Annotated in this window: 14 protein-coding genes; 3 read left to right on the forward strand and 11 right to left on the reverse strand. The window is 72.9% G+C overall.

Annotated elements, in window-relative coordinates; genetic code table 11:
* The first annotated feature begins 30 nt into the window (after positions 1–30).
* Complete coding sequence (locus AMOR_RS02445; protein WP_248358080.1) at positions 31–1,584, forward strand: right-handed parallel beta-helix repeat-containing protein; 1,554 nt, start codon at positions 31–33, stop codon at positions 1,582–1,584.
* Between the two features lie 73 nt (positions 1,585–1,657).
* On the opposite strand, the gene AMOR_RS02450 is transcribed toward AMOR_RS02445, so the two are convergent.
* Complete coding sequence (locus tag AMOR_RS02450; RefSeq protein WP_248358082.1) at positions 1,658–2,605, reverse strand: hypothetical protein; 948 nt, start codon at positions 2,603–2,605, stop codon at positions 1,658–1,660.
* A 265-nt stretch (positions 2,606–2,870) separates the two neighbouring features.
* Here AMOR_RS02450 and AMOR_RS02455 point away from each other — a divergent pair, with 265 nt between their 5' ends.
* Complete coding sequence (locus AMOR_RS02455) at positions 2,871–3,254, forward strand: hypothetical protein (RefSeq protein WP_248358084.1); 384 nt, start codon at positions 2,871–2,873, stop codon at positions 3,252–3,254.
* A 706-nt stretch (positions 3,255–3,960) separates the two neighbouring features.
* Here the strand turns inward: AMOR_RS02455 and AMOR_RS02460 are convergent.
* The 8 genes from AMOR_RS02460 to AMOR_RS02495 form a co-directional block, all read right to left on the reverse strand.
* The gene (locus AMOR_RS02460) at positions 3,961–5,817 is read right to left on the reverse strand and encodes an AMP-dependent synthetase/ligase (RefSeq protein ID WP_248358086.1); all 1,857 of its coding nucleotides are present in this window, start codon (positions 5,815–5,817) and stop codon (positions 3,961–3,963) included.
* The gene (locus AMOR_RS02465) at positions 5,814–7,754 is read right to left on the reverse strand and encodes a (Fe-S)-binding protein (protein WP_248358088.1); all 1,941 of its coding nucleotides are present in this window, start codon (positions 7,752–7,754) and stop codon (positions 5,814–5,816) included. Before AMOR_RS02465 ends, AMOR_RS02460 begins: the two co-directional genes overlap by 4 nt.
* Before the next feature lie 12 nt (positions 7,755–7,766).
* A complete protein-coding gene (locus tag AMOR_RS02470; RefSeq protein WP_248358090.1) occupies positions 7,767–8,729 on the reverse strand; it encodes an electron transfer flavoprotein subunit alpha/FixB family protein in 963 nt (320 codons plus the stop codon).
* Positions 8,730–8,767: 38 nt separating this feature from the next.
* Positions 8,768–9,571 carry an electron transfer flavoprotein subunit beta/FixA family protein gene (locus AMOR_RS02475; protein ID WP_248358091.1) on the reverse strand — a complete coding sequence of 268 codons (804 nt, stop codon included), beginning with the start codon at positions 9,569–9,571 and terminating at the stop codon, positions 8,768–8,770.
* Between the two features lie 300 nt (positions 9,572–9,871).
* Positions 9,872–11,905 carry an NADPH-dependent 2,4-dienoyl-CoA reductase gene (locus tag AMOR_RS02480; protein WP_248358093.1) on the reverse strand — a complete coding sequence of 678 codons (2,034 nt, stop codon included), beginning with the start codon at positions 11,903–11,905 and terminating at the stop codon, positions 9,872–9,874.
* A 23-nt stretch (positions 11,906–11,928) separates the two neighbouring features.
* Complete coding sequence (locus AMOR_RS02485) at positions 11,929–13,707, reverse strand: acyl-CoA dehydrogenase family protein (protein WP_248358095.1); 1,779 nt, start codon at positions 13,705–13,707, stop codon at positions 11,929–11,931.
* Positions 13,708–13,737: 30 nt separating this feature from the next.
* Positions 13,738–14,910: an acetyl-CoA C-acyltransferase gene (locus AMOR_RS02490; protein WP_248358097.1), complete on the reverse strand. Its 1,173-nt coding sequence runs from the start codon at positions 14,908–14,910 to the stop codon at positions 13,738–13,740.
* A 50-nt stretch (positions 14,911–14,960) separates the two neighbouring features.
* Positions 14,961–17,378 (reverse strand): 3-hydroxyacyl-CoA dehydrogenase/enoyl-CoA hydratase family protein, encoded by a 2,418-nt coding sequence (locus AMOR_RS02495; protein ID WP_248358099.1) that lies wholly within the window; start codon positions 17,376–17,378, stop codon positions 14,961–14,963.
* 239 nt (positions 17,379–17,617) lie between these two features.
* On the opposite strand from AMOR_RS02495, the gene prpR reads away from it, so the two are divergent.
* The gene (prpR, locus tag AMOR_RS02500) at positions 17,618–19,552 is read left to right on the forward strand and encodes a propionate catabolism operon regulatory protein PrpR (protein WP_248358101.1); all 1,935 of its coding nucleotides are present in this window, start codon (positions 17,618–17,620) and stop codon (positions 19,550–19,552) included.
* On the opposite strand, the gene AMOR_RS02505 is transcribed toward prpR, so the two are convergent.
* Entirely contained in the window at positions 19,522–20,535 is a 1,014-nt protein-coding gene (locus AMOR_RS02505; RefSeq protein WP_248358103.1) for an alpha/beta hydrolase family protein, read from the reverse strand. The two genes, prpR and AMOR_RS02505, sit on opposite strands and share 31 nt — an antisense overlap.
* Before the next feature lie 143 nt (positions 20,536–20,678).
* Positions 20,679–20,918, reverse strand: coding sequence for a hypothetical protein (locus AMOR_RS02510; RefSeq protein WP_248358105.1), 240 nt, complete (start codon positions 20,916–20,918; stop codon positions 20,679–20,681).
* Positions 20,919–21,087: the final 169 nt, after the last annotated feature.

Genomic DNA, 21,087 nt, shown 5'->3' on the forward strand with positions numbered 1-21,087 from the left:
CCGCTCGCGCTGGAGGTGGCGGGGCTGCCCATGAGATCGTTCGCCGTGCCTCCAACGGTTCACGGATCAGGCCCCGACCTCTCGCGCCGGCGAAGCGCCCGGCCCTCTCCGCCCGGCTCAGGCCTCGCGGTCGCCGCCGCGCTCGTCGCCGCATGCTCCGCCTCGGGCGCTCCGGCGGTCCGCGCCGTCCCGCTGCCGACCTGCGACGCGCCGGCCCGCCTCGCCGACGTGTCCACCCCGACCACCGTCGTCGGCGATGGGACGCCCGCAAGCTGTACGGCGGCGGCGCTCCAGGCGGCGGCGGCGGCGGGTGGAACCATCGTCTTCGCCTGTGGCCCGTCGCCCGTCACCATCACCGTCTCGTCGGCGATCGTCTTCAGGAAGGAGACCGTCCTCGACGGCGGTGGGCTCGTGACCCTCTCCGGCGGTGGCACGTCTCGCATCCTCTTCCTCGACTCGAGCTACGACCAGGCGACGCCGCGGCTCACCGTGCAGCGACTCGTGTTCCGCGACGGGATGGGGCCGGCCACGGGCGACGACACCGCCGTGGGCGGGGGAGCCATCTACCGGGACGGCGGCAGCCTCACCGTCGTGAGCTGCACGTTCGAGAACGACCGCGCGCGCGCGGCCGGCCAGGACGCCGCGGGCGGCGCGATCTACGGGTTCGGCGGTGGGGAGACGGTGATCGTCGAGTCCACCTTCACCGGCAACTCTGCCAGCAACGGCGGCGCGATCGGAAGCCTGAACGCCGACCTCGTGGTCGTGAACAGCGCGTTCACAGGAAACGCGGCGAGCGGATCCGGCGGCAACCCGGGCCAGGGCGGCTGCGGCGGCGCCATCTACATGGACGGCACCCGCGAGAAGGCGATCCTCTGCGGCGTGCGGATCGCGGGCAACGCGGCCGGCGGGCTCGGCGGAGGCGTCTTCCGCGTATCGAACGATGCGACGGGCTCGTTCACGATGAACGCGTCGATCGTCGACGCGAACCGGGTCACGCCCGCCGACGCCGGGAACGCGGGGGGGCTCTACCTGCAAGGCCTGCGGCTCACGATCACGAACAGCACCATCTCGCGCAACCAGGCGTTCCACAACGGCGGGGTCTGGATCCACGGCGGCGAGGCGTTCCTCGCGAACGCGACCATCGCCGAGAACGTCGCGTACGGCACCAACGGCGGTGGGATCTGGCTCTCCGGCTCGCCGAACGGCACGCTCCTCAACTGCACCATCGCGAACAACCACGCGACCGGGCAGGACGTGGTCGCGGGAGCGATCTTCGGCGCCGGACTCGCCCTCCAGAACACGCTCGTCTCGTGGAACACCGCCATGTGGTCGCCGGGATGCGACGTGACGCACGGCGACGCCGGCGGGGACCTCCAGTGGCCGGAGGGCGCGCTCTGCACGCGGGGCCTCACCGTCGCCGATCCACTGCTCGGTTCGCTCGGCCTCGATGGCGGTCCGACCGAGACGATGCTCCCCGGGGCGGAGAGCCCTGCGCGAGCGCGGGGCCACGGCTGCCCGGCGACCGATCAGCGTGGCCAGCCCCGCGCGGCCGCGTGCACGGCGGGGGCCGTCGAGGTGCCGTGAGGCCGTAGCCGGGCGTGGATCCTCCGGCCCTCTCCTCTCCGCGATCTGCCCCGGCGGGCCACGCCGGCAGCGTCTACCCGCCGAGACGGCGCACGACCTCGGGCAACAGCCACGCGACCGCGACGCCTGCGTTGTGTGCCGCGGCGAAGTTCTGGACGTACTCGCGCGGTCGCACGACGTCGTCGTAGTCACCCACCGCGTTGGCGATGCCGGAGACCCAGATGAACGGGGCGGACACGTCCCGCGCGGCGAGCCCGATGAGTCCGTGCGTCGTCTCGACGGACGCCGCGACCAGCGGGGCCGGAGCCCCCGGTCGACGAGCAGCCTCCTCGAAGCTCCGGAGCGACTCCGGGTCGACCGCCCTGTACTTCGCGTAGTCGGTCACGTTCAGCGTTCCGACGGAGACGAGCTCGGCGCCCAGCCGAAGGTCGACCGGGTCCGCACCGGAGGGCGGTCGCACGAGCCGCTTTCGGACCTCCTCGAAGACTGAGCCCGGCACTCCGCCGAACAGCTCGGGATCGCCGCCGGGGTCGAGCAGGACGTCCCGCACGTCCGCTGGAAGAACGAGTCGGCTCCTCGGGTTGCCCGGATCTCCGTCGTGCACCAGGAAGCGACGGCCGACGACGACGCTCCCGGGCTGCGCCGCGCCGCCCGGTGAAGCGGCCGTCCCGACCGCGACGACGAGCGACGGCTTCGTGCCGCCCACGAAGGCGCGCGCGACGACGCGGCGCTTCTCCTCGGAGCTCGACGAGCTCTGCCCCGGATCCATCAGGTCCTGCAGGCACCAGACCTCCACCGCGGCGCCCGCGAGCGCGAACCGGAGCCGGGGCGTGGCGGGAACGTCCCGCTCGGGCGACGGCCGGATCACCGGGTGGATCTCGAGCGCCCCGAACCCGCGCGGTCGAGCGCGCGGCACCACCGCTCTCGAACCGGGGAAGTGCTCGCGGTCCCCATCGGACGAGAGGACCCCGACGAGCGGATCCGCCTCCCAGTACTTGTTCGCGACGACGACGATTCGCACTGTCGCCTCCCGCGCCCGATCCGGCGCCGTGACGAGAGCGTATCGGGACCGTTTCGGGATGTCACTCTCGGCGGCCCGCGCTCGTCGACTTGCCTGTGCACCCACGGTGATCTCGACCGAGCTCACGAGGTACGAACGAACCGTCGGCCGCCGCCCGGGCTCGTACACTCTCGTCGTTTCCCCGCTCCGCACCGTCCTGCTCGATCGAACCGTTGCGGACACGCGCTCTCCTGCTACCGTGTCCTGTCGGTCGACGGGAGGCGTCATGTCCGCAGTCGCTCGTTCACTCGTGGTGTTCGGCTGGTATCTCGCCGGTTTCGGAGCGCTCCTCGTCTTCGTACCGAACCTCTTGCTCGGGGTCTTCGGTTTGCCGCCGACGGCGGAGGTCTGGATCCGTGTCGTGGGCGTGCTGGTGCTCATCATCGCGTACTTCAACGTCCGGCTCGGGCGGGAGGAGTTCCTTCCATACGCTCGGGTCACCGTTCACGCGCGCGTGGCCGTGCTCGTGTTCCTGATCGCGTTCGTGCTCGCCGGGCTCGTGAAGCCGATCCTCATCCTGGTCGGCGTCATCGACTTCGCCGGCGCGCTCTGGACCGCCGCGGCGCTCCGCAAGGATCCGCGGGCGACGACCCAGCCGCTGCTCGGATGACGCGCGACGGTGCGTCTCATCGTCTTCCGGACGATCCCGATCCGCCGTCGCCGACCGCTCACGTCACCCGTACGAGGCGCTGCCGCCCCGGAAGCGGTGACCCGTTCCCTGCGAGGGCAGCGGGCCCGTGACGAGCACGGTGGCGTGGTTATGGCCGCCGCGCCTCACTCGCACGATGGTTCCGTGAACCGCGACGGACCCGCCAAGCAGGCCACGGGTGGCGACCACGCCTGATGCACGACGACTGCGACGAGCGCGTTCGTCGTTTGATCGTAGTAGCCCGCCGTGTCGGTACCCGGCCCTCCCGCGTGCGCCACGTTGTAAGGGCCGCAGGTCGAAAGCCATCCGTTCACGGGTACGGTAGGTGGCGAGCCGTAGTCGAGCCAGCTGCACGCAGGATACCGGCCTGCGCTCGCGCAATATGACTCGATGGATTCGCGACAGGAGAGACCAGAGTCGGAACCGCAGGCGCCGAGGCCCAGGATCAGCATCGTCAGCACGGGCAAGAGCCGCCATGGAGGAGCGACGAGGGCCACGGGTGCGCGGGCATTCGGATCGTGAACTGGTCCTGACACGTCACTCATGCTGGGCCGACCTCGGCAAGGGGATCGGCAAGCCCGGAGGCCCCCGGTCCCGCGTGTCCAGAGTAGCAGGATGAGCGGCACCCCGAGTCGCCACGTGGGGCCGCACCGCCTGACGTCGGGGCCTAGGAAGGAGAGGCTGCGACGGAAGCGCTGCGCCGGCCGGAGATGGCACCCCCAGGGTCCTCGTAGAGGGCGTCGAGGACCGCCTGGTGGCGCGCCTCGATGACCTTACGCTTCAGCTTCAGCGACGGCGTGACCTCACCGGCGGCCTCGCTGAACTCGGCCGGGACGATCGCGAAACGCTTCACGGTCGCGAACCGCGGGAGCTTGAGGTTCATCCGGTCCACCGCGTCCTGGATCAGCACCTTCACGTCGGAGTGGCGGGCGAGCTCTTCGGGCGCGAGCGCGGAGAGCCCCCGGGCGGCGGCCCAGGCGCGGAGGAGCACCGGATCCAGGGTGACGAGCGCGGTGACGTAGGGGCGCCGGTCTCCGTGCGCGAGCACCTGCGAGAGGTGCGGGCAGAGCGCCTTCAGCGTCCCCTCGATCTCCTGCGGCGCCACGTACTTGCCGCCCGCCGTCTTGATGAGGTCCTTCTTCCGGTCGCAGATCGAGAGGTGGCCGTCGGCGTCGATCCGGCCGATGTCGCCGGTGTGTAGCCAGCCCTCCCCGTCGAGCGCGTCCCGGCTGGCTTCGGGCATCCCGTGGTAGCCGCGCATGACCCACGGCCCGCGGAGCAGCACCTCCGAGTCGGGCGCGAGCCGGACCTCGATCCCCGGCAGCGCCGGCCCCACCGTCCCGGCGCGGGCTCTCGACGGCAGGTTCACGTGCGTGGCGGCGGAGGTCTCGGTGAGCCCGTAGCCCTCCAGGATCTGGACGCCCACCGACGAGAAGAACTCCTCGACCTCGAGCGCCAGGGGCGCCGACCCGGAGAAGAAGAATCGCAGGCGTCCGCCGAAGCGCGCGCGCACCTTCCGGAGGACGAGCCAGTCCGCGAGGGCGCGCCGCGCACGCGCGACGAGCCCGGGGGATCGCCCCTCCCGGTCGAGCCGCACCCCCGCCGCGCCCACCTCGAGCGCCCACCGGGCGAGCGCGCGCCGCAGCACGCCGCCCTCACGCGCGCGCTGCAGCACCGCCGCCCGGATCTTCTCGAAGACGCGCGGCACGCCGCAGACGATGGTCGGACGGATCGCGAGCAAGTTCTCCGCGAGCCGCTCCACCCGCCCATCTATCGCGGTCGGGAACCCGATCCGGAGCTGCAGCGTGATCATCATCTTCCCGAAGGAGTGGGCGAACGGCAGCCAGAACAGGTGCAGCGGCTCCGGGTGATCGACGATGCCGGTCGCCTCCAGGGCGGCGGACTGCGAGAGCCAGCAGGCATGGGTCAGCTCCACGCCCTTGGGGTGACCGGTCGTCCCCGAGGTGTAGATGATCGTCGCGAGCGCAGCAGGCCGGATCGTCTCCACCAGCTCCTCGAACAGCCGCGGCCGCGTCGCCCGGAGCGCGCGCCCCTGCGCGTGGAGCACGGACCAGGAGATCACCCAGCCGTCCTCGGTGGGGGTGCCGTCGAAGACGACGACCTGGAGAAGCGCGGGGAGCGCCGCGCGGCAGGCGAGGATCTTCGCGGCCTGCGCGTCGTCCTCGACGAAGCAGACCCGCGCCCCGGAGTCGGCGAGGATGTGCGCGCACTCCTCCTCGGTGGAGGATGGGTAGATCGTCGTGGTGGCGCCGCCGGCGCACAGGATCCCGAGATCCGCGATCACCCACTCGATGCGGCTCGACGAGAGGATCGCGCAGCGCTCCTCGGCGCCGAGGCCGAGCGCCGCGAGCCCGAGGGCGACCGCGCGCACGTCCATCCGGAGGTCGCTCCACGTGATGCTCGTCCAGCCGCCGTAGTCGGGGAAGAGGTACGCCACCTCGCCGGGCGACTCCCGGACGCGCTCCAGGAAGAGCGCCGGGACGGATCGCGGTTCCCCGATCATGGCGCCTCCCACGCCGCTGCGACGATCTCCGCCACGTCGAGCACGCGGAGCCGGTCCTCTCGCCCAGCCTCCGCGATGCCGTCCTTCAGCATCGTGAGGCAGAATGGGCACGCCACCGCGACGACGCCGCCGCGCGGGCCGAGCGTCTCGACCGCCTCGGCGACGCGGTGCTCGTTCACGCGTGTGCCAGCCTCCTCGTCGAGCCACATCCGTCCGCCGCCGGCGCCGCAGCAGAGCGCGGTGCGGCCGCTGCGCGGCATCTCGGTGACGTCGATGCCGACGCCGGCGAGGGCCTCCCGGGGGGCGGCGGTCTCGCAGGCATGCCTGCCGAGGTAGCACGGATCGTGGAGCGTCACGCCCGCCCCCTCCAGCGGCGCGACGGCTCCGCGCGGGAGCCGGCCCTCTCCGATGAGCCGCGCGATGAGCTGCGTGTGGTGCACGACCTCGTACCGGCCTCCGAACCGGGGCAGCTCGTTCGCGAGGGCGTTCAGGCAGTGCGGGCACTGCACGAGGATCTTCGTGACGCCGTGCCCGTTCAGCGTCGCCGCGAGGGCCGACGCCTGCGTCTGGAAGAGGTACTCGTTCCCGAGGCGCCGCGCGGCGTCGCCGGTGCAGGTCTCCTCCTCGCCGAGGATCGCGAAGGAGACCTTCGCCTCGCGGAGGATCCGCACGATCGCGCGCGAGACCTTCTTCTGGCGATCGTCGAACGCGCCTGCGCAGCCCACGAAGAAGAGCCACTCGAAGTCGCCGTCCGCCGCGCGCGGGACGTCGAGGTCCGCGCACCAGTCCGCCCTCTTGTTCGAGCCGATGCCCCACGGGTTGCCCTGGGTCTCGAGGTTCCTGAACAGGCGCCCCGCCTCCTCGGGCATCGCCGCCTCGACGAGGACCTGGTGACGCCTGAGGTCCACGATCCTCGGGATGTTCTCGACGAGCACCGGGCAGGCGGTCTCGCACCAGCCGCAGGTGGTGCACGACCAGATCGTCTCAGGGGAGATCACCTCGCCGACGAGAGAGGGCAGCGCCTCGGTCCCGCGCGCTCGCGCCGCCGCCCCCGAGGCCCACGCCAGCCGGCTGAGAGCCGGCGCCTCGGCGACGAGGTGGTGCTTCAGGGCCCCGTTCACCGCCTTGCTGGAGAGCGGCTTTCCGGTGAGGAACGCAGGGCAGCGCGTCTGACACCGGCCGCACTCCGTGCAGCTGTAGACGTCGAGCGCCTCCTTCCAGGAGAGATCGGCGATGGACCGCGCCCCGAAGGCAACGCCCTCGACTTCCAGATCGAGCGTCCGGAGCGCCGCGGAGGCAGGCGGGAGCGAGCGCAGGAGGACGTTCGGGAGGGCGGTGACGACGTGGAAGTGCTTTCCGAACGGCAGGAAGCACAGGAAGGCGAGAACGAGGACGAGGTGCGCCCAGTAGCTCGCGCGACCCGCCGCCGACGCGGCCCCGACGCGATCGAAGACGATCTCCGTGACCATGAGGCCGAGGATGAACGCCAGGACGAGCGTCCCTTCCCAGGAGCGCGTCAGCCGCTGCGGCCTCGTCACGAGCCGGCGCCACAGGAACCCCGCCGCCGCGGCCGCAGCCGCCCAGACCGCGACGTCCTTCAGGAACAGGTACCCCCGGCCGAGCGCAGAGCCCGGAGCGAGCGCAGGGAGGTGGAACCCGGGATCGAAGCCCATGCCGAACAGCGTGATGGTCCGGAGCCCGAGCACGACGAACGCGGCGAAGAGGAGCACGTGCAGCACCCCGGGGGCGAGCTCCTCGCGGTCGAGCAGCCGCCGCTGGCCGAACCCGTACCGGAGCAGGCCTGAGAGCCGCTCGGCGGGCCGGTCGAGGCGCTCGTCGCGACGGAGGGCCCGCAGCGGCAGGAGCCGCCGCGCCACCGTGACCGCGAAGAAGCCGAGCGCCGCGCCGAGGAGGACGGTGGTCAGGGCCGGGTTCATGGACGGGAGCCCTCACCGGCTGGAGGCGACCTTCGCGGCGATCGCCGGGAGCACCTGGGCGAGGTCGCCCACGAGCCCATAGTCGGCCACCTGGAAGATCGGCGCCTCGGGATCCTTGTTGACCGCGACGATCACCTTCGACCCCTTCATGCCGGCGAGGTGCTGGATCGCGCCCGAGATGCCGGCGGCGAGGTAGAGCTCCGGCGCGACCACCTTCCCGGTCTGCCCCACCTGCCAGTCGTTCGGCGCCCAGCCCGCGTCCACCGCGGCGCGGCTCGCGCCCACCGCGCCGCCCACGAGGTCGGCGAGCGCCTCGAGGGCCCTGAAATCGCCCTTCGTCCCGCGCCCGCCCGCGATCACCACGCGCGCCTCGGTCAGCTCGGGGCGCGCGCTCCTCACCTCGTCGAACGACACGAAGCGGGTGCCGGGGGCGGCGGCGTCCGGCGCGACCGGCGCGTCGTGCACCGTGCCCGCGCCGTCCGCCGCGGAGGCGGGAAACTCGGTCGGCCGGATCGTGAACACCTTCACCCGCGTCGTGATCTCGACCTCGGCGAGAACGTTCCCGGCCCACATCGGCCGCTCGAAGGTGATGGCCGGCCCCTCGCCGCGGAACGCCAGCACGTCGCTCGCCATGCCGGCCTCGAGGAGCGCCGCGGCGCGCGGCAGAAGATCCTTGCCGAACGCGGTCGCGGCCGCGCCCAGGAAGGTCGCGTCCACCGCCCTGGCGAGCGCGGCGAGCACCGGCGCGTGCGCCTCGGCGAGCGGATGGGCGAGCCGGGGTGAGTCTGCGACGTGCACCTCGGCGCCGTGGCTCGCGAGGTCGGCCGCGAGCGCCTTCACGCCGCTACCGAGGAGCGCCACGTGGAGCCTGCCGCCGGAGCGGCGCGCGAGCTCCCGCCCGGCCGCGACGGCGTGGAGCGTCGCCTTGCGCAACGCGGCGCCCGCCTGCTCGGCCACGATGAGGACGTTCGACATCGGATCTCTCCCGTTCACGGTGAGCGCGAGGCGAGGTCCTAGAGGACCTTCGCCTCCTCGTGGAGCTTCTTCCAGAGCTCTTCGACGTCCTGCACCTTCTGGCCGCCCGCGCGGACGGGGGGCTCGGCGAGCCGCCTCACCACGACCTTCGGCGCGAGGTCCACGCCGAGGGTGGTCGCCTGGAGGTCCTTCACCTCCTTCTTCTTCGCCCTCATGATCCCGGGGAGCGACGCGAAGCGCGGCTTGTTGAGCCGCAGGTCCGTCGTCACCACCGCGGGGAGGTTCAGCTCGAGCGTCTCGACGCCGCCGTCCACCTCGCGCACGACCGCGAGCGACCTGCCGTCGGCGGACAGCGTGAGCCCGGGCTCCTTCCTCCGCTCCGCCTCGCTCTCGAGGCTCTCCTTCTTCGAGGCGAACGTGGCCTGCGGGCGCCCCAGCCGCGCGGCGAGGTACTGGCCGGCCTGGCCCTGGTCGTCGTCGATCGACTGCTTGCCGAGGAGCACCAGGTCCGGCTTCTCGGCCTCGAACAGCTTCGCGAGGAGGGCCGAGGCGACCACGGGGTCGAGCGGGCCGTCGTGCCGCACGAGGATGCCGCGATCGGCGCCCATCGCGAGTGCGGCGCGGATCTCGGTCACGGACCCGTCCCCGCCCATCGCGGCGACCACCACCTCGCCGCCGTGCTTCTCCTTGAGACGGAGCGCCTCCTCGACGGCGATCTCGTCGAAGGGGTTCATCTTGTGGTTCACCCCGTCGGTCACGATCCCCGTGCCGTCGGGCTTCACCTTGATCTTCGACTCGGGGTCCTCGACCCGCGTCACCGATGCCAGGATCTTGAGCGCCATGTCCCGGTCTGCTGCAACGAGCAGACCACGGGCTCCCGGGGTGACGACGCCGGCTCCACCGGGCGGATTCACTCCGCAAATGCAGGCTCAGGCGGCGCGCGAGCGCGAGGCGTGCCGCGCCGCCTGTCCCGCTGCAGGACAGGTGTCCGGACGGCCGGGACAGTCGCGGGGGCGAGGCGTGGGCGACGCCTCGTGATGCCGCATGATCACAGCGTCATCCGTTCGAGCTGAGCGTGTCGAAGGGCGGGCTCGCCGCGCCCGATCGTGGTTCGACAGGCTCACCACGACCGGTGCTCGCGATCAGAGCGTGGCGGCGAGGCGGCTCGCCTGGGCGATGGCGCGCTTCGCGTCCAGCTCCACCGCGATCTCGGCGCCGCCGACGAGGTGCACCTTCACGCCGGCGGCCCGCAGCGGCGCCTCGAGGTCCCGGAGCGGCTCCTGGCCGGTGCAGAGGACGACGTGGTCGACCTCGAGCAGGCGCCGCTCCCGCCGGTCCGGTCCGAGCGCGATCGTGAGCCCCCGGTCGTCGATCCGCTCGTAGCGCACGCCGGCGAGGACCTCGACCTGCTTCATCGCCAGCGTCGCGCGGTGGATCCAGCCGGTGGTCCGGCCGAGCGCGGCGCCGGGCTTCGTCGCCTTCCGCTGCAGCAGCCACACCCGCCGGGCGGGCGGCACCGGGCGCGGCTCCACCACCCCACCCCGCGCCCGTTCGGGATCCGCGACCCCCCACTCCCGCAGCCAGGCAGCGAGGTCCGGCCCGGCGGCGCCGTGCGGCTGGACGAGGAACTCCGCGACGTCGAAGCCGATGCCGCCCGCGCCGACCACGGCGACGCGCGCGCCGACCGGCGCCCCGCGCTGGAGGACGTCCACGTAGGAGAGGACCATCGGGTGGTCCTGGCCCGGGATGCGCGGGTCGCGCGGCACCGCGCCGGTCGCCAGCACGACGTCGTCGTAGCCGCCCTGGACGAGCTCCGCAGCCCGCGCGCGGTGGGCGAGGTGGAGGCGGACGCCGGTCACCTCCAGGCGGCGCCGGAAGTAGCGGATCGTCTCCCGGTACTCCTCCTTGCCCGGGATCCTCCGCGCCATGTCCAGCTGCCCTCCTACCTCGGCGGCCGCCTCGAACAGCTCGACGTCGTGTCCGCGCTCCGCGAGCACCGTCGCGCACGCGAGCCCCGCCGGGCCGCCGCCCACCACTGCGACGCGCTTGCGACGGGCGGCTGGCTTCCAGCGGAGCTCCGTCTCCCGGCAGGCGCGCGGGTTCACGAGACAGGAGCAGCGGCGCCCCGTGAACACGTGGTCTAGGCAGCCCTGGTTGCAGGCGATACAGGTGTTGATCTCGTCGGCGCGCCCGTCCGCCGCCTTCCGGACGAACTCCGGATCGGCGAGGACCGGCCGCGCCATCGAGACGAGGTCGGCGCTCCCCTCCGCCAGGAGGCGCTCCGCGACGTCGGGCGAGTTGATCCGGTTGGCGGCGCACACCGGGATGCCGATCGCCCGCCGCAGCTTGGCCGTCGCCCAGGCGAACGCCGCTCGCGGGACGGACGACGCGATGGTCGGGACCCGCGCCTCGTGCCAGCCGATCCCGGTGTTGACGAACGTCGCGCCCGCCCGCTCGATGGCGCGGGCGAGCGTCACGGTCTCCTCCCAGCTGCTCCCGTCGGGCACGAGGTCGAGCACCGAGAGCCGGTAGACGAGGATGAAGTCGCGCCCCACCGCCGCACGGATGCGCGCGACGATCTCCACCGGGAGGCGCTGCCGGTGGGCGACGCTCCCCCCCCACGCGTCGCACCGCCGGTTCGTGCGGGGGGCGAGGAACTGGTTGAGGAGGTAGCCCTCCGAGCCCATCACCTCGACGCCGTCGTAGCCGGCCTCGCGCGCCAGGATCGCGCAGCGCACGAAGGCCCGGATCTGGCGCTCGATGCCCCGCGCCGTCAGCGCGCGGGGAGTGAACGGAGAGATGGGCGACCGGAGCCTCGACGGGGCGACCGCCAGCGGGGACCACCCGTAGCGGCCGGCGTGCAGGATCTGGAGCGCGATCTTCCCGCCCTCCGCGTGGACGGCCCCCGTGATCTGGCGGTGCGCGCGGGCCGCGCCGCGCGTGGCCAGCGTCGCGCCGAACGGCGCGAGCCACCCCTCGACGTTCGGGGCGAAGCCGCCCGTGACGAGCAACCCCACCCCGCCGCGCGCGCGCTCGGCCAGGAACGCGGCCAGCTCGGGGAACCGGCGGCGACGGTCCTCGAGCCCGGTGTGCATCGAGCCCATCACCACCCGGTTTCTCAGGGTGGTGAAGCCGAGGTCGAGCGGGGAGAGCAGGTGCGGGTACGGCCCGGCCAAGGCGATGGTCCTCGGGCGCGAGCCTAGAGCGGGCAGCGCTCGCGCGCCAGCGTGGCGGCGGCGAGCCGGCGCTTGGCCTCGAGGAGCCCGCCGGCATCGTACCGGGTGAAGCGCCGGATCCCGCTCAGGATCATCGTGAGGTCGTCGCCGTCGAGGACGTAGAAGGCGGCGCGGCGCGCGGCGCTGGCCACCTTCTCGACCGCCCCGAACGCGTTGACCTTCACCGCGTCCCCGACGATGCCGCGGCGCTCCTCGGACAGCGCCGGCGAGATCCGGTCGGCCCTCAGCACCGCGCTCTCCATCGCGAAGATCTGGATCGCCACGTCGGCGAGCGCGAGCAGCACCTCCTGCTCGTCCTTGATCCGCTCGCGGAACTTCTGGACCGCGGCGCCCGAGACCACGAGGAAGACCTTCTTGAGGCCGGCGAGCGTGGCCTTCTCGGCGGCGAAGACGTCGCCGGCGTCCGGCTCGTCCGCGGTCGGCGACATCATCGCCTCCATCGCCTTCCCGACCTCGCCGTGCAGCGGGAGCTCGCCCTTCATCGCCCGCCGCAGGATGGTCCCGGGAACGAGGAGGCGGTTGATCTCGTTCGTCCCCTCGAAGATCCGGTTGATGCGCTCGTCGCGGTAGTGGCGCTCCGCCTTGTACTCCTGGGTGAAGCCGTAGCCGCCGTGGATCTGGACGACGTCGTCCACCACGTCGGCGAGCACCTCGCTGCAGTAGACCTTCGCGATGGCGCTCTCGATCGAGTACTCCTCCACCGCGAGCTGGTACTCCTCGTAATAGCGTTGCGAGGCCTTCGAGAGCGTCGCGAGCCGGTCGTCGATCATCCCCGCGAGCCGGAAGATCAGCGCCTCCGCCGCGAAGAGGTCCGCGACCCGATCGGCGAGCTTCTCGCGGATCGCGCCGAAGCTGGAGATCGGGACGCCGAACTGCTTGCGCTGGTTGGCGTAGGCCGCCGCCTCGGCGAGCGCCGCGCGCGCCGCGCCGTTCACGTTGGCGCCGAGCTTGAACCGCCCGACGTTCAGCACGTTGAAGGCGATCTTGTGCCCCTTGCCGATCTCGCCGAGCACGTTCTCCACCGGCACCTTGGCCCCCTCGAGGATCACGGAGGTCGTGGAGGACCCCTTGATGCCGAGCTTCTTCTCCTCCGGGCCGATGGTCACGCCCTCGAAGGTGCGCTCGACGAGGAAGGCGGTGAAGTGCTTGCGGTCGATCTTGGCGAAGACCGTGAAGAGGTCCGCGAAGCCGCCGTTCGTGATGAACTGCTTCGTCCCGTCGAGCAGGTAGTGCTTGCCGTCGGCGGTCAGCGTGGCGGTCGTGGTGCCGCCGAGCGCGTCCGAGCCCGCGCCCGGCTCGGTGAGGCAGTACGCAGCGCTCCACTCCCCCGAGATGATCTTCCCGAGGTAGCGCGCCTTCTGGGCGTCCGTCCCGTAGTAGACGAGCGGCAGCGTCCCGATGCCGGTGTGCGCCGAGTAGGAGACCGCGAAGGCGCCCGCCGGCCCCATCCGGTCGGCGGCGAGCACGCTCGTCACCTTGTCCAGCTCCAGGCCGCCGTACTGCTGCGGCGCATCGATCATGAGCAGGCCGGCGTCGCCCGCCTTCTTCATCAGCGACCGGGCCAGGCCGGCCTCCTGGCGCTCCAGCCGCTCGTACACGGGCAGCACCTCGTCCCTCACGAAGGACGTGGTGGTGTCCGCGATCTGCCGCTGCTCGTCGGTGAAGTCCTCGGGCGTGAAGACGTCGTCTTTCGTCGCCCGCGCGATCAGGTACTCCGCGCCCTTGAAGAGCCTGCTGGCCATGGCCTGCCTCCTGTGAGTCGTCCGGCGGGATCAGCTGCGCTCGAACACCGCGGCGGCTCCCATGCCGCCGCCGATGCACATCGAGACGACGCCGTACCGGCCGCCGGACCTGCGCAGCTCGTGGAGAAGCGTCGCCGTGAGCTTCGCGCCCGTGCAGCCGAGCGGGTGCCCCAGCGCGATCGCGCCGCCGAGCGGGTTCACGCGCGCGGGGTCCAGGTCGAGCGCGCGGACGCAGGCGAGCGCCTGGGCCGCGAAGGCCTCGTTGAGCTCGAAGGCCGCGACGTCGCCCCTCGCCACGCCGGCCCGCTTCAGCGCGGCGGGGATCGCCTCCACCGGCCCGATCCCCATCTGCTCCGGCGGCACCCCCTTCACCGCGAAGGAGACGAACCGGCCGAGCGGCTGGAGCCCGGTGCGCGCGAGGAACGCCTCGGAGACCACCAGCGCCGCCGCGGCCCCGTCGGTCATCTGCGAGGAGTTCCCGGCGGTGACCGTGCCGTCCACCTGGAAGGCCGGCTTCAGCCTCGCGAGGGCCTCGGGGGACGTGTCGCGCCGGACCCCCTCGTCCGCGGCCAGCGTCTCGGTGCGCTTGCGAAGCTTGCCGCCGACGAGCGCCGCGGTCTCCACCGCGACGGGCACGAGCTCGTCCCCGAACCGGCCGGTCTCCTGCGCCGCGGCCGCGCGCCGGTGGCTCTCGGCGGCGAAGGCGTCCTGGTCCGCGCGCGAGACCTGGTGCTTCCGCGCGACGATCTCGGCGGTGATCCCCATGGAGGCGTACGCCTCGGGCCAAGCGCCGGCGAGCCCCGGGTTGGCGCTGAACTTCTGCCCGCCCATCGGGATGAGGCTCATCGACTCGGTGCCCCCGGCGATCACGCAGTCCGCGCCGCCGGCGAGGATCCGCTCAGCCGCGGTGGCGATGGTCTGCAGGCCCGAGGCGCAGAACCGGTTCACCGTCTGTCCCGGCACCTCGTGCGGCAGCCCCGCCTTCATCGCCGCGATCCGCCCGACGTTCATGCCGGCCTCGCCCTCCGGGAACGCGCAGCCGAGGAGGACGTCCTCCACGTCCCGCGGGTCGATCCCGGACCGGTCGAGCAGCGCGCGGATCGCGAGCGCGGCCAGATCGTCGGGCCGGACGTCCTTCAGCTTCCCCTTCTTGGCCTTCCCGCCGGGGGTTCGGACGGCGGCGAGGACGTAGGCTGCGCTCATGGAGGCTCTCCGGTGCGTGCGGTGCGTGTGCGGAACGGCGGTGGCGCCGGCTAGTTGCGGAGCGGCTTTCCCTTCTTCAGCATGTGCTGGATCCGCTCCAGGGTCTTCCGCTCCCCGCAGAGCCTCAGGAACGCCTCGCGCTCGAGATCCAGGAGCCACTGCTCGGTCACGAGCGTGCCGGCCGGAACGTCACCGCCGGTCATCGCGCCGGCGATCGCGCGGCCGATCGTCTCGTCGTGCTCCGAGATGAAGCCGCCCGCGCGCATGTTCCAGAGCTGCGTCGCGATGCTGGCGGCGACGCTCCGGCCCGGCGCGGGGAGGCCGCTCGCCGGCTGCGACGGGCGGTAGCTCGCGGCGAGCGCGAGGACCTTCTGCTTGGCGTCGTGGATGAGCCGATCCGGGGCGAGCGTGATGCCGTCGCCGTGGCGCAGGAGTCCGAGCGACTCGAGCTCCGCCGCGGAGGTCGAGACCTTCGCCATCGCGATCGTGGTGAAGGACTTCGTGATGAAGGGCGAGACGTCGGTCTCGTACTGCTCCGCGAGGCGGATGGCGCGGAGCGCCAGCTCCTTCGTGCCGCCGCCGGCGGGGAGGAGGCCGACGCCGACCTCGACGAGCCCCATGTACGTCTCGGCGAGCGGGTTCATCGCGTCCGCGTGCAGGCAGAGCTCGCACCCCCCGCCCAGCGCGAGGCCGTGCGGCGCCGCCACGACCGGAACCCGGGAGTACTTCAACGCCATGGTCGCCTTCTGGAAGGCGGAGACGGTGAGCGCGACGTCGTCCCAGGCGCCCTCGGCGATCGCGGCGACGAGGAGCGCCAGGTTCGCGCCGACGGAGAAGTTCTTCCCCTGGTTCGCGATGACGAGCCCCTGCCCCTCCGCCTCGGCGCGCCGGACGGCCCGGTGGACCATGGAGAGCGTGTCGCCACCGATGGCGTTCATCTTGGAGTGGAACTCGAGGCAGAAGACCCCGTCGCCGAGGTCCAGCACCGAGGCGCCGGCGTTCCGCTCCACGACCGCGCCGGCCTCCTCGAGGAGCCGGAGATCGATCTCCCCGGCCGCCACCGGGACGTCGCGCCAGCCGCCGCCGCCCAGGTCGAGGAACCTCCGGCGGCCATCCTCGACGGCGTAGAAGCGCGAGATCGACCGGAGCCTCTCCGGCACCCGCACGCCGTCGGCCTCGGCGCGCCGCACGAGCTCGGCCGCGCCGATCGCGTCGAGCATCTCGAAGGGTCCGAGCTCCCAGCTGAATCCCCACCGCATCGCGTGATCGACGTTCACCACGTCGTCGGCGATGTCCGGGATCCTCTCGAAGGCGTAGAGGAGCGTGTCGCGAAGGTTGCGCCAGGCGAGCGTCGCCGCCGCGTCCGACCCTGCGAGCACGGCCCGGAGCCGCTGCGCCGGATCGTCGATCCCCCGCGCGGCGTCGACGGAAGCGAACCTGGGCCGCCGCGCGGCGACGTACTCCCCGGTGCGGTGGTCGAAGTAGAGCGTCTCTCGCTTCTCGCCCCGCGTCCTCCGGTAGAAGCCCTGCTTCGCCTTGTCGCCGAGCAGCCCGCGCGCCACCATGTCGGTCACGAAGCCGGGCAGCCGGAAGGTCTCGCGCTGCGGGTCGTCCGGCAGGAGCTCGAACGAGTTCCTCGCGACGTGCAGCAGCGTGTCGATGCCGACGAGGTCCGCGGTCCGGAAGCAGGCGCTCTTCGGCCGGGCCGTGGCGGGCCCGGACGCCGCGTCCACCTCCTCCACCGTCAGGCCGAGGTCGAGCATGTGATGGATCGCGTTGCACATCGCGAAGACCCCGATCCGGTTCGCGACGAAGTTGGGCGTGTCCTTGCCGTGGACGATGCCCTTGCCGAGCCGCCGGCGCAGGAGCTCCGCCATGCGCCGGGTCACCTCCGGATCCGTGTGGCGGCTCGGGACGATCTCGAGCAGCCGCATGTAGCGCGGCGGGTTGAAGAAGTGGGTGACGAGGAACCGGGGACGCAGGGAGGCGGGCAGCGCGTCGGCGAGCGCGTTCACCGACAGCCCCGAGGTGTTGGTGGAGAGGACGGCGTGCGCGGCGACGTGCGGGGCCACCTTCTCCCCGAGCAGCTGCCGCTTCACGGCGAGGTTCTCGACCACCACCTCGACCACCCAGTCGCACTCGCGCAGCCGCGCGAGGTCGTCCTCGAGGTTGCCCACCTCGATCCGGTCGAGGTCGGAGGCGAGATAGAGCGGCGACGGCCTCATCTGCGCGAGCCCCGCCCGCCCGGCCGTCGCGACCCGGTTCCGCACCGCCCGGTCGTTCAGCGTGAGGCCCGCGGCCGACTCGTCCGGCGTCGGCTCCTTCGGGACGACGTCGAGCAGGAGGACGCGGAGCCCGGCATTCGCGAGGTGCGCGGCGATGGTCGCGCCCATCACGCCGGCCCCGAGCACCGCGACGCGGTCGATCCGCAGGGTGATGGAGCGATCGTCTGCGGGAGCGGGGTTCATCGGGTCCTCCGGGCGCGTGAGCTGCGCGGTGAGCGGGCGCCGACGAGGCCGCTCGCGTCGATGTGCTGGACGGACGCTGCAACCGCCGGACCACGCGCCTCGAGTGGCACGTCACGAGCCCAGGCCTCGGACGGCGCTCGGGAATCCCCGCGACGCGCGCCCGGACGCCCCCGCTCGGGGCCGCCCGGTGTCCCGCACTGGGACAGGTGTGCTATTCGCGCGGGACAGGAGAAGACGGCATGACCCACGCGTCCGCGACTCGCCCGGTGGTCTGGGCCTTCAGCACGAGCCGGCTCCGGAAGGTGTTCGAGAGCGTCGCGCCGCGCATGGCGGACGTCGCGGAGGTCCGGGTCTTCGACAAGGGCTTCGAGGAGGCGCTGAAGACGCTGCGGGAGCTCCGCGGCGCCGGCGAGGTCGTCGACGTGCTGGTGGCCGCCGGGTCGAACGGCGCGTACCTGCGGGACCACGCCGACCTGCCGGTGGTCGTCGTGGGCGCCTCGACGGTGGACGCGCTCGCAGCGCTCGTGCAGGCCCGCAGGGCGTCGCCGCGCATCGGCGTGGTGAACTTCGTCCGGGTGGTGCCGGGCCTCGAGCAGGCGCGCGACATCCTCGACTTCGAGGAGATCGCGCAGCTCCCCTACGTCTCGCCCGAGGAGGCCCGCGCGCACGTCGGCGACCTCGCAGCGCGCGGCTTCGAGGTGATCGTCGGTCCCGGGCCGGTCTGCGACCTCGCCGAGCAGGCGGGCCTCGAGGCCGTGCTGCTCTACGGCACCGATTCGTTGTCGATCGCGGTGCAGCAGGCCGCCGACATCGCGAAGATCGTCCGCGCCGAGGCGGCGCGGAGGCAGCACCTGCAGCGGGTCGTCGATCGGATGGAGGTCGCGATCGCGGCGGTGGACGCGAACGAGCGGGTCGTCTCGGTGAACCCGATGATGCAGCGGCTCCTCGGCATCTCCGAGGCGGAGGCACTCGGGCGTCCGCTCTCCTCACTCCAGCCGCAGCTCGGGCTCGACCGCGTGCTCGAGTCCGGCGCGGCCGAGCACGACAGCGTGGAGCGGCTCGGGAGCCGGACGGTGGTGGCGAGCCGGATCCCGCTGCGGGAGCGGGGCGTGATCGAGGGCGCCGTGCTGGCGTGCCACGACGAGACGCTCGTGGAGCGGCTCGACCAGCGGCTCCGCTCCCGGCATCGCCCGCGCCGCTTCGAGGCGCGCTACTCGCTCGACGGCCTCCTCGGCGACTCCCCGGCCATCCGGGACGTCCGGGAGCTGGCGGAGCGGTACGCCCGCACCGACGCGACCGTCCTCGTCACGGGCGAGAGCGGCACCGGGAAGGAGCTGGTCGCGCAGGGCATCCACGCCGCGAGCCGTCGCGCGAAGCACCCTTTCGTCGCCATCAACTGCGCCGCCTTCCCCGAGACGCTCCTCGAGTCGGAGCTCTTCGGGTACGAGGAGGGCGCCTTCACCGGCTCGCGACGCGGCGGACGCCCCGGCCTCTTCGAGGCGGCGCACCTCGGGACGATCTTCCTCGACGAGATCGGCGATCTGCCGGTGATGCTCCAGACGCGGCTGCTCCGGGTCCTGCAGGAGCGGCAGGTGCTACGGCTCGGCAGCAACGACCCGACGCCGGTGGACGTGCGCGTGGTGGCGGCCACGCACCGGGACCTGCGGCAGGCGATGGCCGCCGGCCAGTTCCGCAGCGACCTGTACTTCAGGCTGCACATCCTGCCGCTCCACATCCCGGCGCTCCGGGAGCGCCCGGGGGACACCGTCGTGATCGCGTCCGAGCTGCTCAAGCGCGCGCTGGCGCGCCACGGGGTCCCCGGGGCGCACGCGCGCGCGCTGGCGCTGGTCCGGCCTCAGCTCGAAGGCTACGCCTGGCCCGGGAACGTCCGGGAGCTGGAGAACGTCCTCGAGCGCCTCGCGCTGCTCTTCTCGACTGGCGCGCCGCCGAAGGAACGGCTCGAGTCGAGCCTGCGCCTCGTGCTCCCGGAGCTGCTCGAGACGCCCCCGGCCGCCCCGCCGCACGGCACGGCGCGGGAGGCGCGCGAGAAGCAGGAGATGACCGTCCTGCGGCGCGTCGTGGCGGAGTGCGGTGGCAACGTCTCCGAGGCCGCGCGCCGGCTCGGGATCGGACGGTCCACCATCTACCGCAAGCTCGGCGAGCGGCCGGGCTGAGGCGCCGGTCCGTCGGCGCGCGCGCGCGGAGGTTCGATCGCGCCCTCCTGGAGGAGCCACGCCCGCGTCGACGCGATCACCTCGCGCAGCAGCGCCTGCTTCCCCGCGCCGACGCCCATGTGGTCTCCCTCCATGAACCGCACGGTGTTCGGTTGCGGCGTCAGCCTCCGCATCCGCTCCGCCGCTGCGAGCGCGATCAACCGGTCCGTGCGTCCGCCGAGCAGGAGGAACCGACCGTGAAGCTCCGGCAGGTAGAACGACGGCTCGACGGGGCGGAGCAGGAGGTCGGAGGCCGCGCCGAGCGCGCCCGCCAGCCACCGTGGCTTCACCTTCGGATGTCGCGCGATGACGTCGCCGATCGGAGCGCCGGCGTAGGCGATCACCGTCCAGCCGATGTTCTCGCCGCGCCGCTCCACGAGCCACTGGGCCGCCGGCACGACGAAGCCGCCGAGCGAGAACCCGAGCAAGCTCACCCGCCCGCGATCCGCCCAGGGCCGATCCGCCGCCCACCGCAGCAGCACGTCGACCTGGCCCGGCACGGAGAGCGCGTTCCGGCGCCACGCCGGAGACTCGAGCACGATCTCGAGGAGGCCGGGCTCCCGGTCCGGGAACGGCCAGTCGAAGCCCACGATCGCGTTCGGGCCGGCGTCCCCGGCGACCTCGCCGAGCTCGCGGATCGCGTTCGACCCTCCGCGCAGGCCTCCGAGCACGACGACGACCGGAAGCGGAGTCTCCGGCAGCGGCTCCGGCAGGCTCACGACGAAGCGCACCGGCCCCACCGCGCCGCCGTCGAGGGTCACGTGGACGAGAGTCCGGTCGCGCCAGCGCTCGGCCCACGCCTCGCGCTCGGCGACGAGCGCGGCCGGCGGCGCCCGTGGCAACGTGGCGAAGGGGTCCTCTAGCCGGAGGCGGACGACGACGAGGGTGACGACCAGCAGGACCGCGATGGCGACGACCGAGACGATCCTTGCGGCGCTTCTCATCTCTTCACGGTCCTGACCGGCGCCGGGCCGGGCGTCCTCCTCGCGGCGCACGGCCTCGCGTGTACGCTCGTCGCGCTCTCGGCGCGCCGGAGGCCCGCGCCGGGTCCGCGGCGCGCTCCTCGTCCGGGGCTGGCAGCGACGGGTCAGCCCCCGCGCTCCGGCCGTCCGTAGCGCCACGCCACCCAGGTCAGCACTGCGGCGACGAGCGGCGCGAGGAGCACGAGCGACGTCAGCGCGAAGATCGCGAGGGCGGTGGAGGCGGCGACCACGGCGGGCACGCCCACGAACGCCGCCACGAACGCCGCCGCCTGCCGCGCCTCGCGCTCGGCGCGGTCCCAGTCCGCGGTCGGTGCGCGTGCGACCACCACGTCGTCGGCGATCATTCCGGGCCTCCTCGCGTCGAGGAGGAATCTTCGCGCAGACCGCGCGTGATCTCGTCGCCCGATGGCGGGCCTCCGCCGCGGGCGCTCCGACCCGGTGCGCCCGAACGCCACGACGGCTTCAGCCGGGCGCGCCACGCGTCGCGTGGCGTGAGCCCGCCTTCGGTCCTCA

Source organism: Anaeromyxobacter oryzae, assembly GCF_023169945.1.
Taxonomy (GTDB): domain Bacteria; phylum Myxococcota; class Myxococcia; order Myxococcales; family Anaeromyxobacteraceae; genus Anaeromyxobacter; species Anaeromyxobacter oryzae.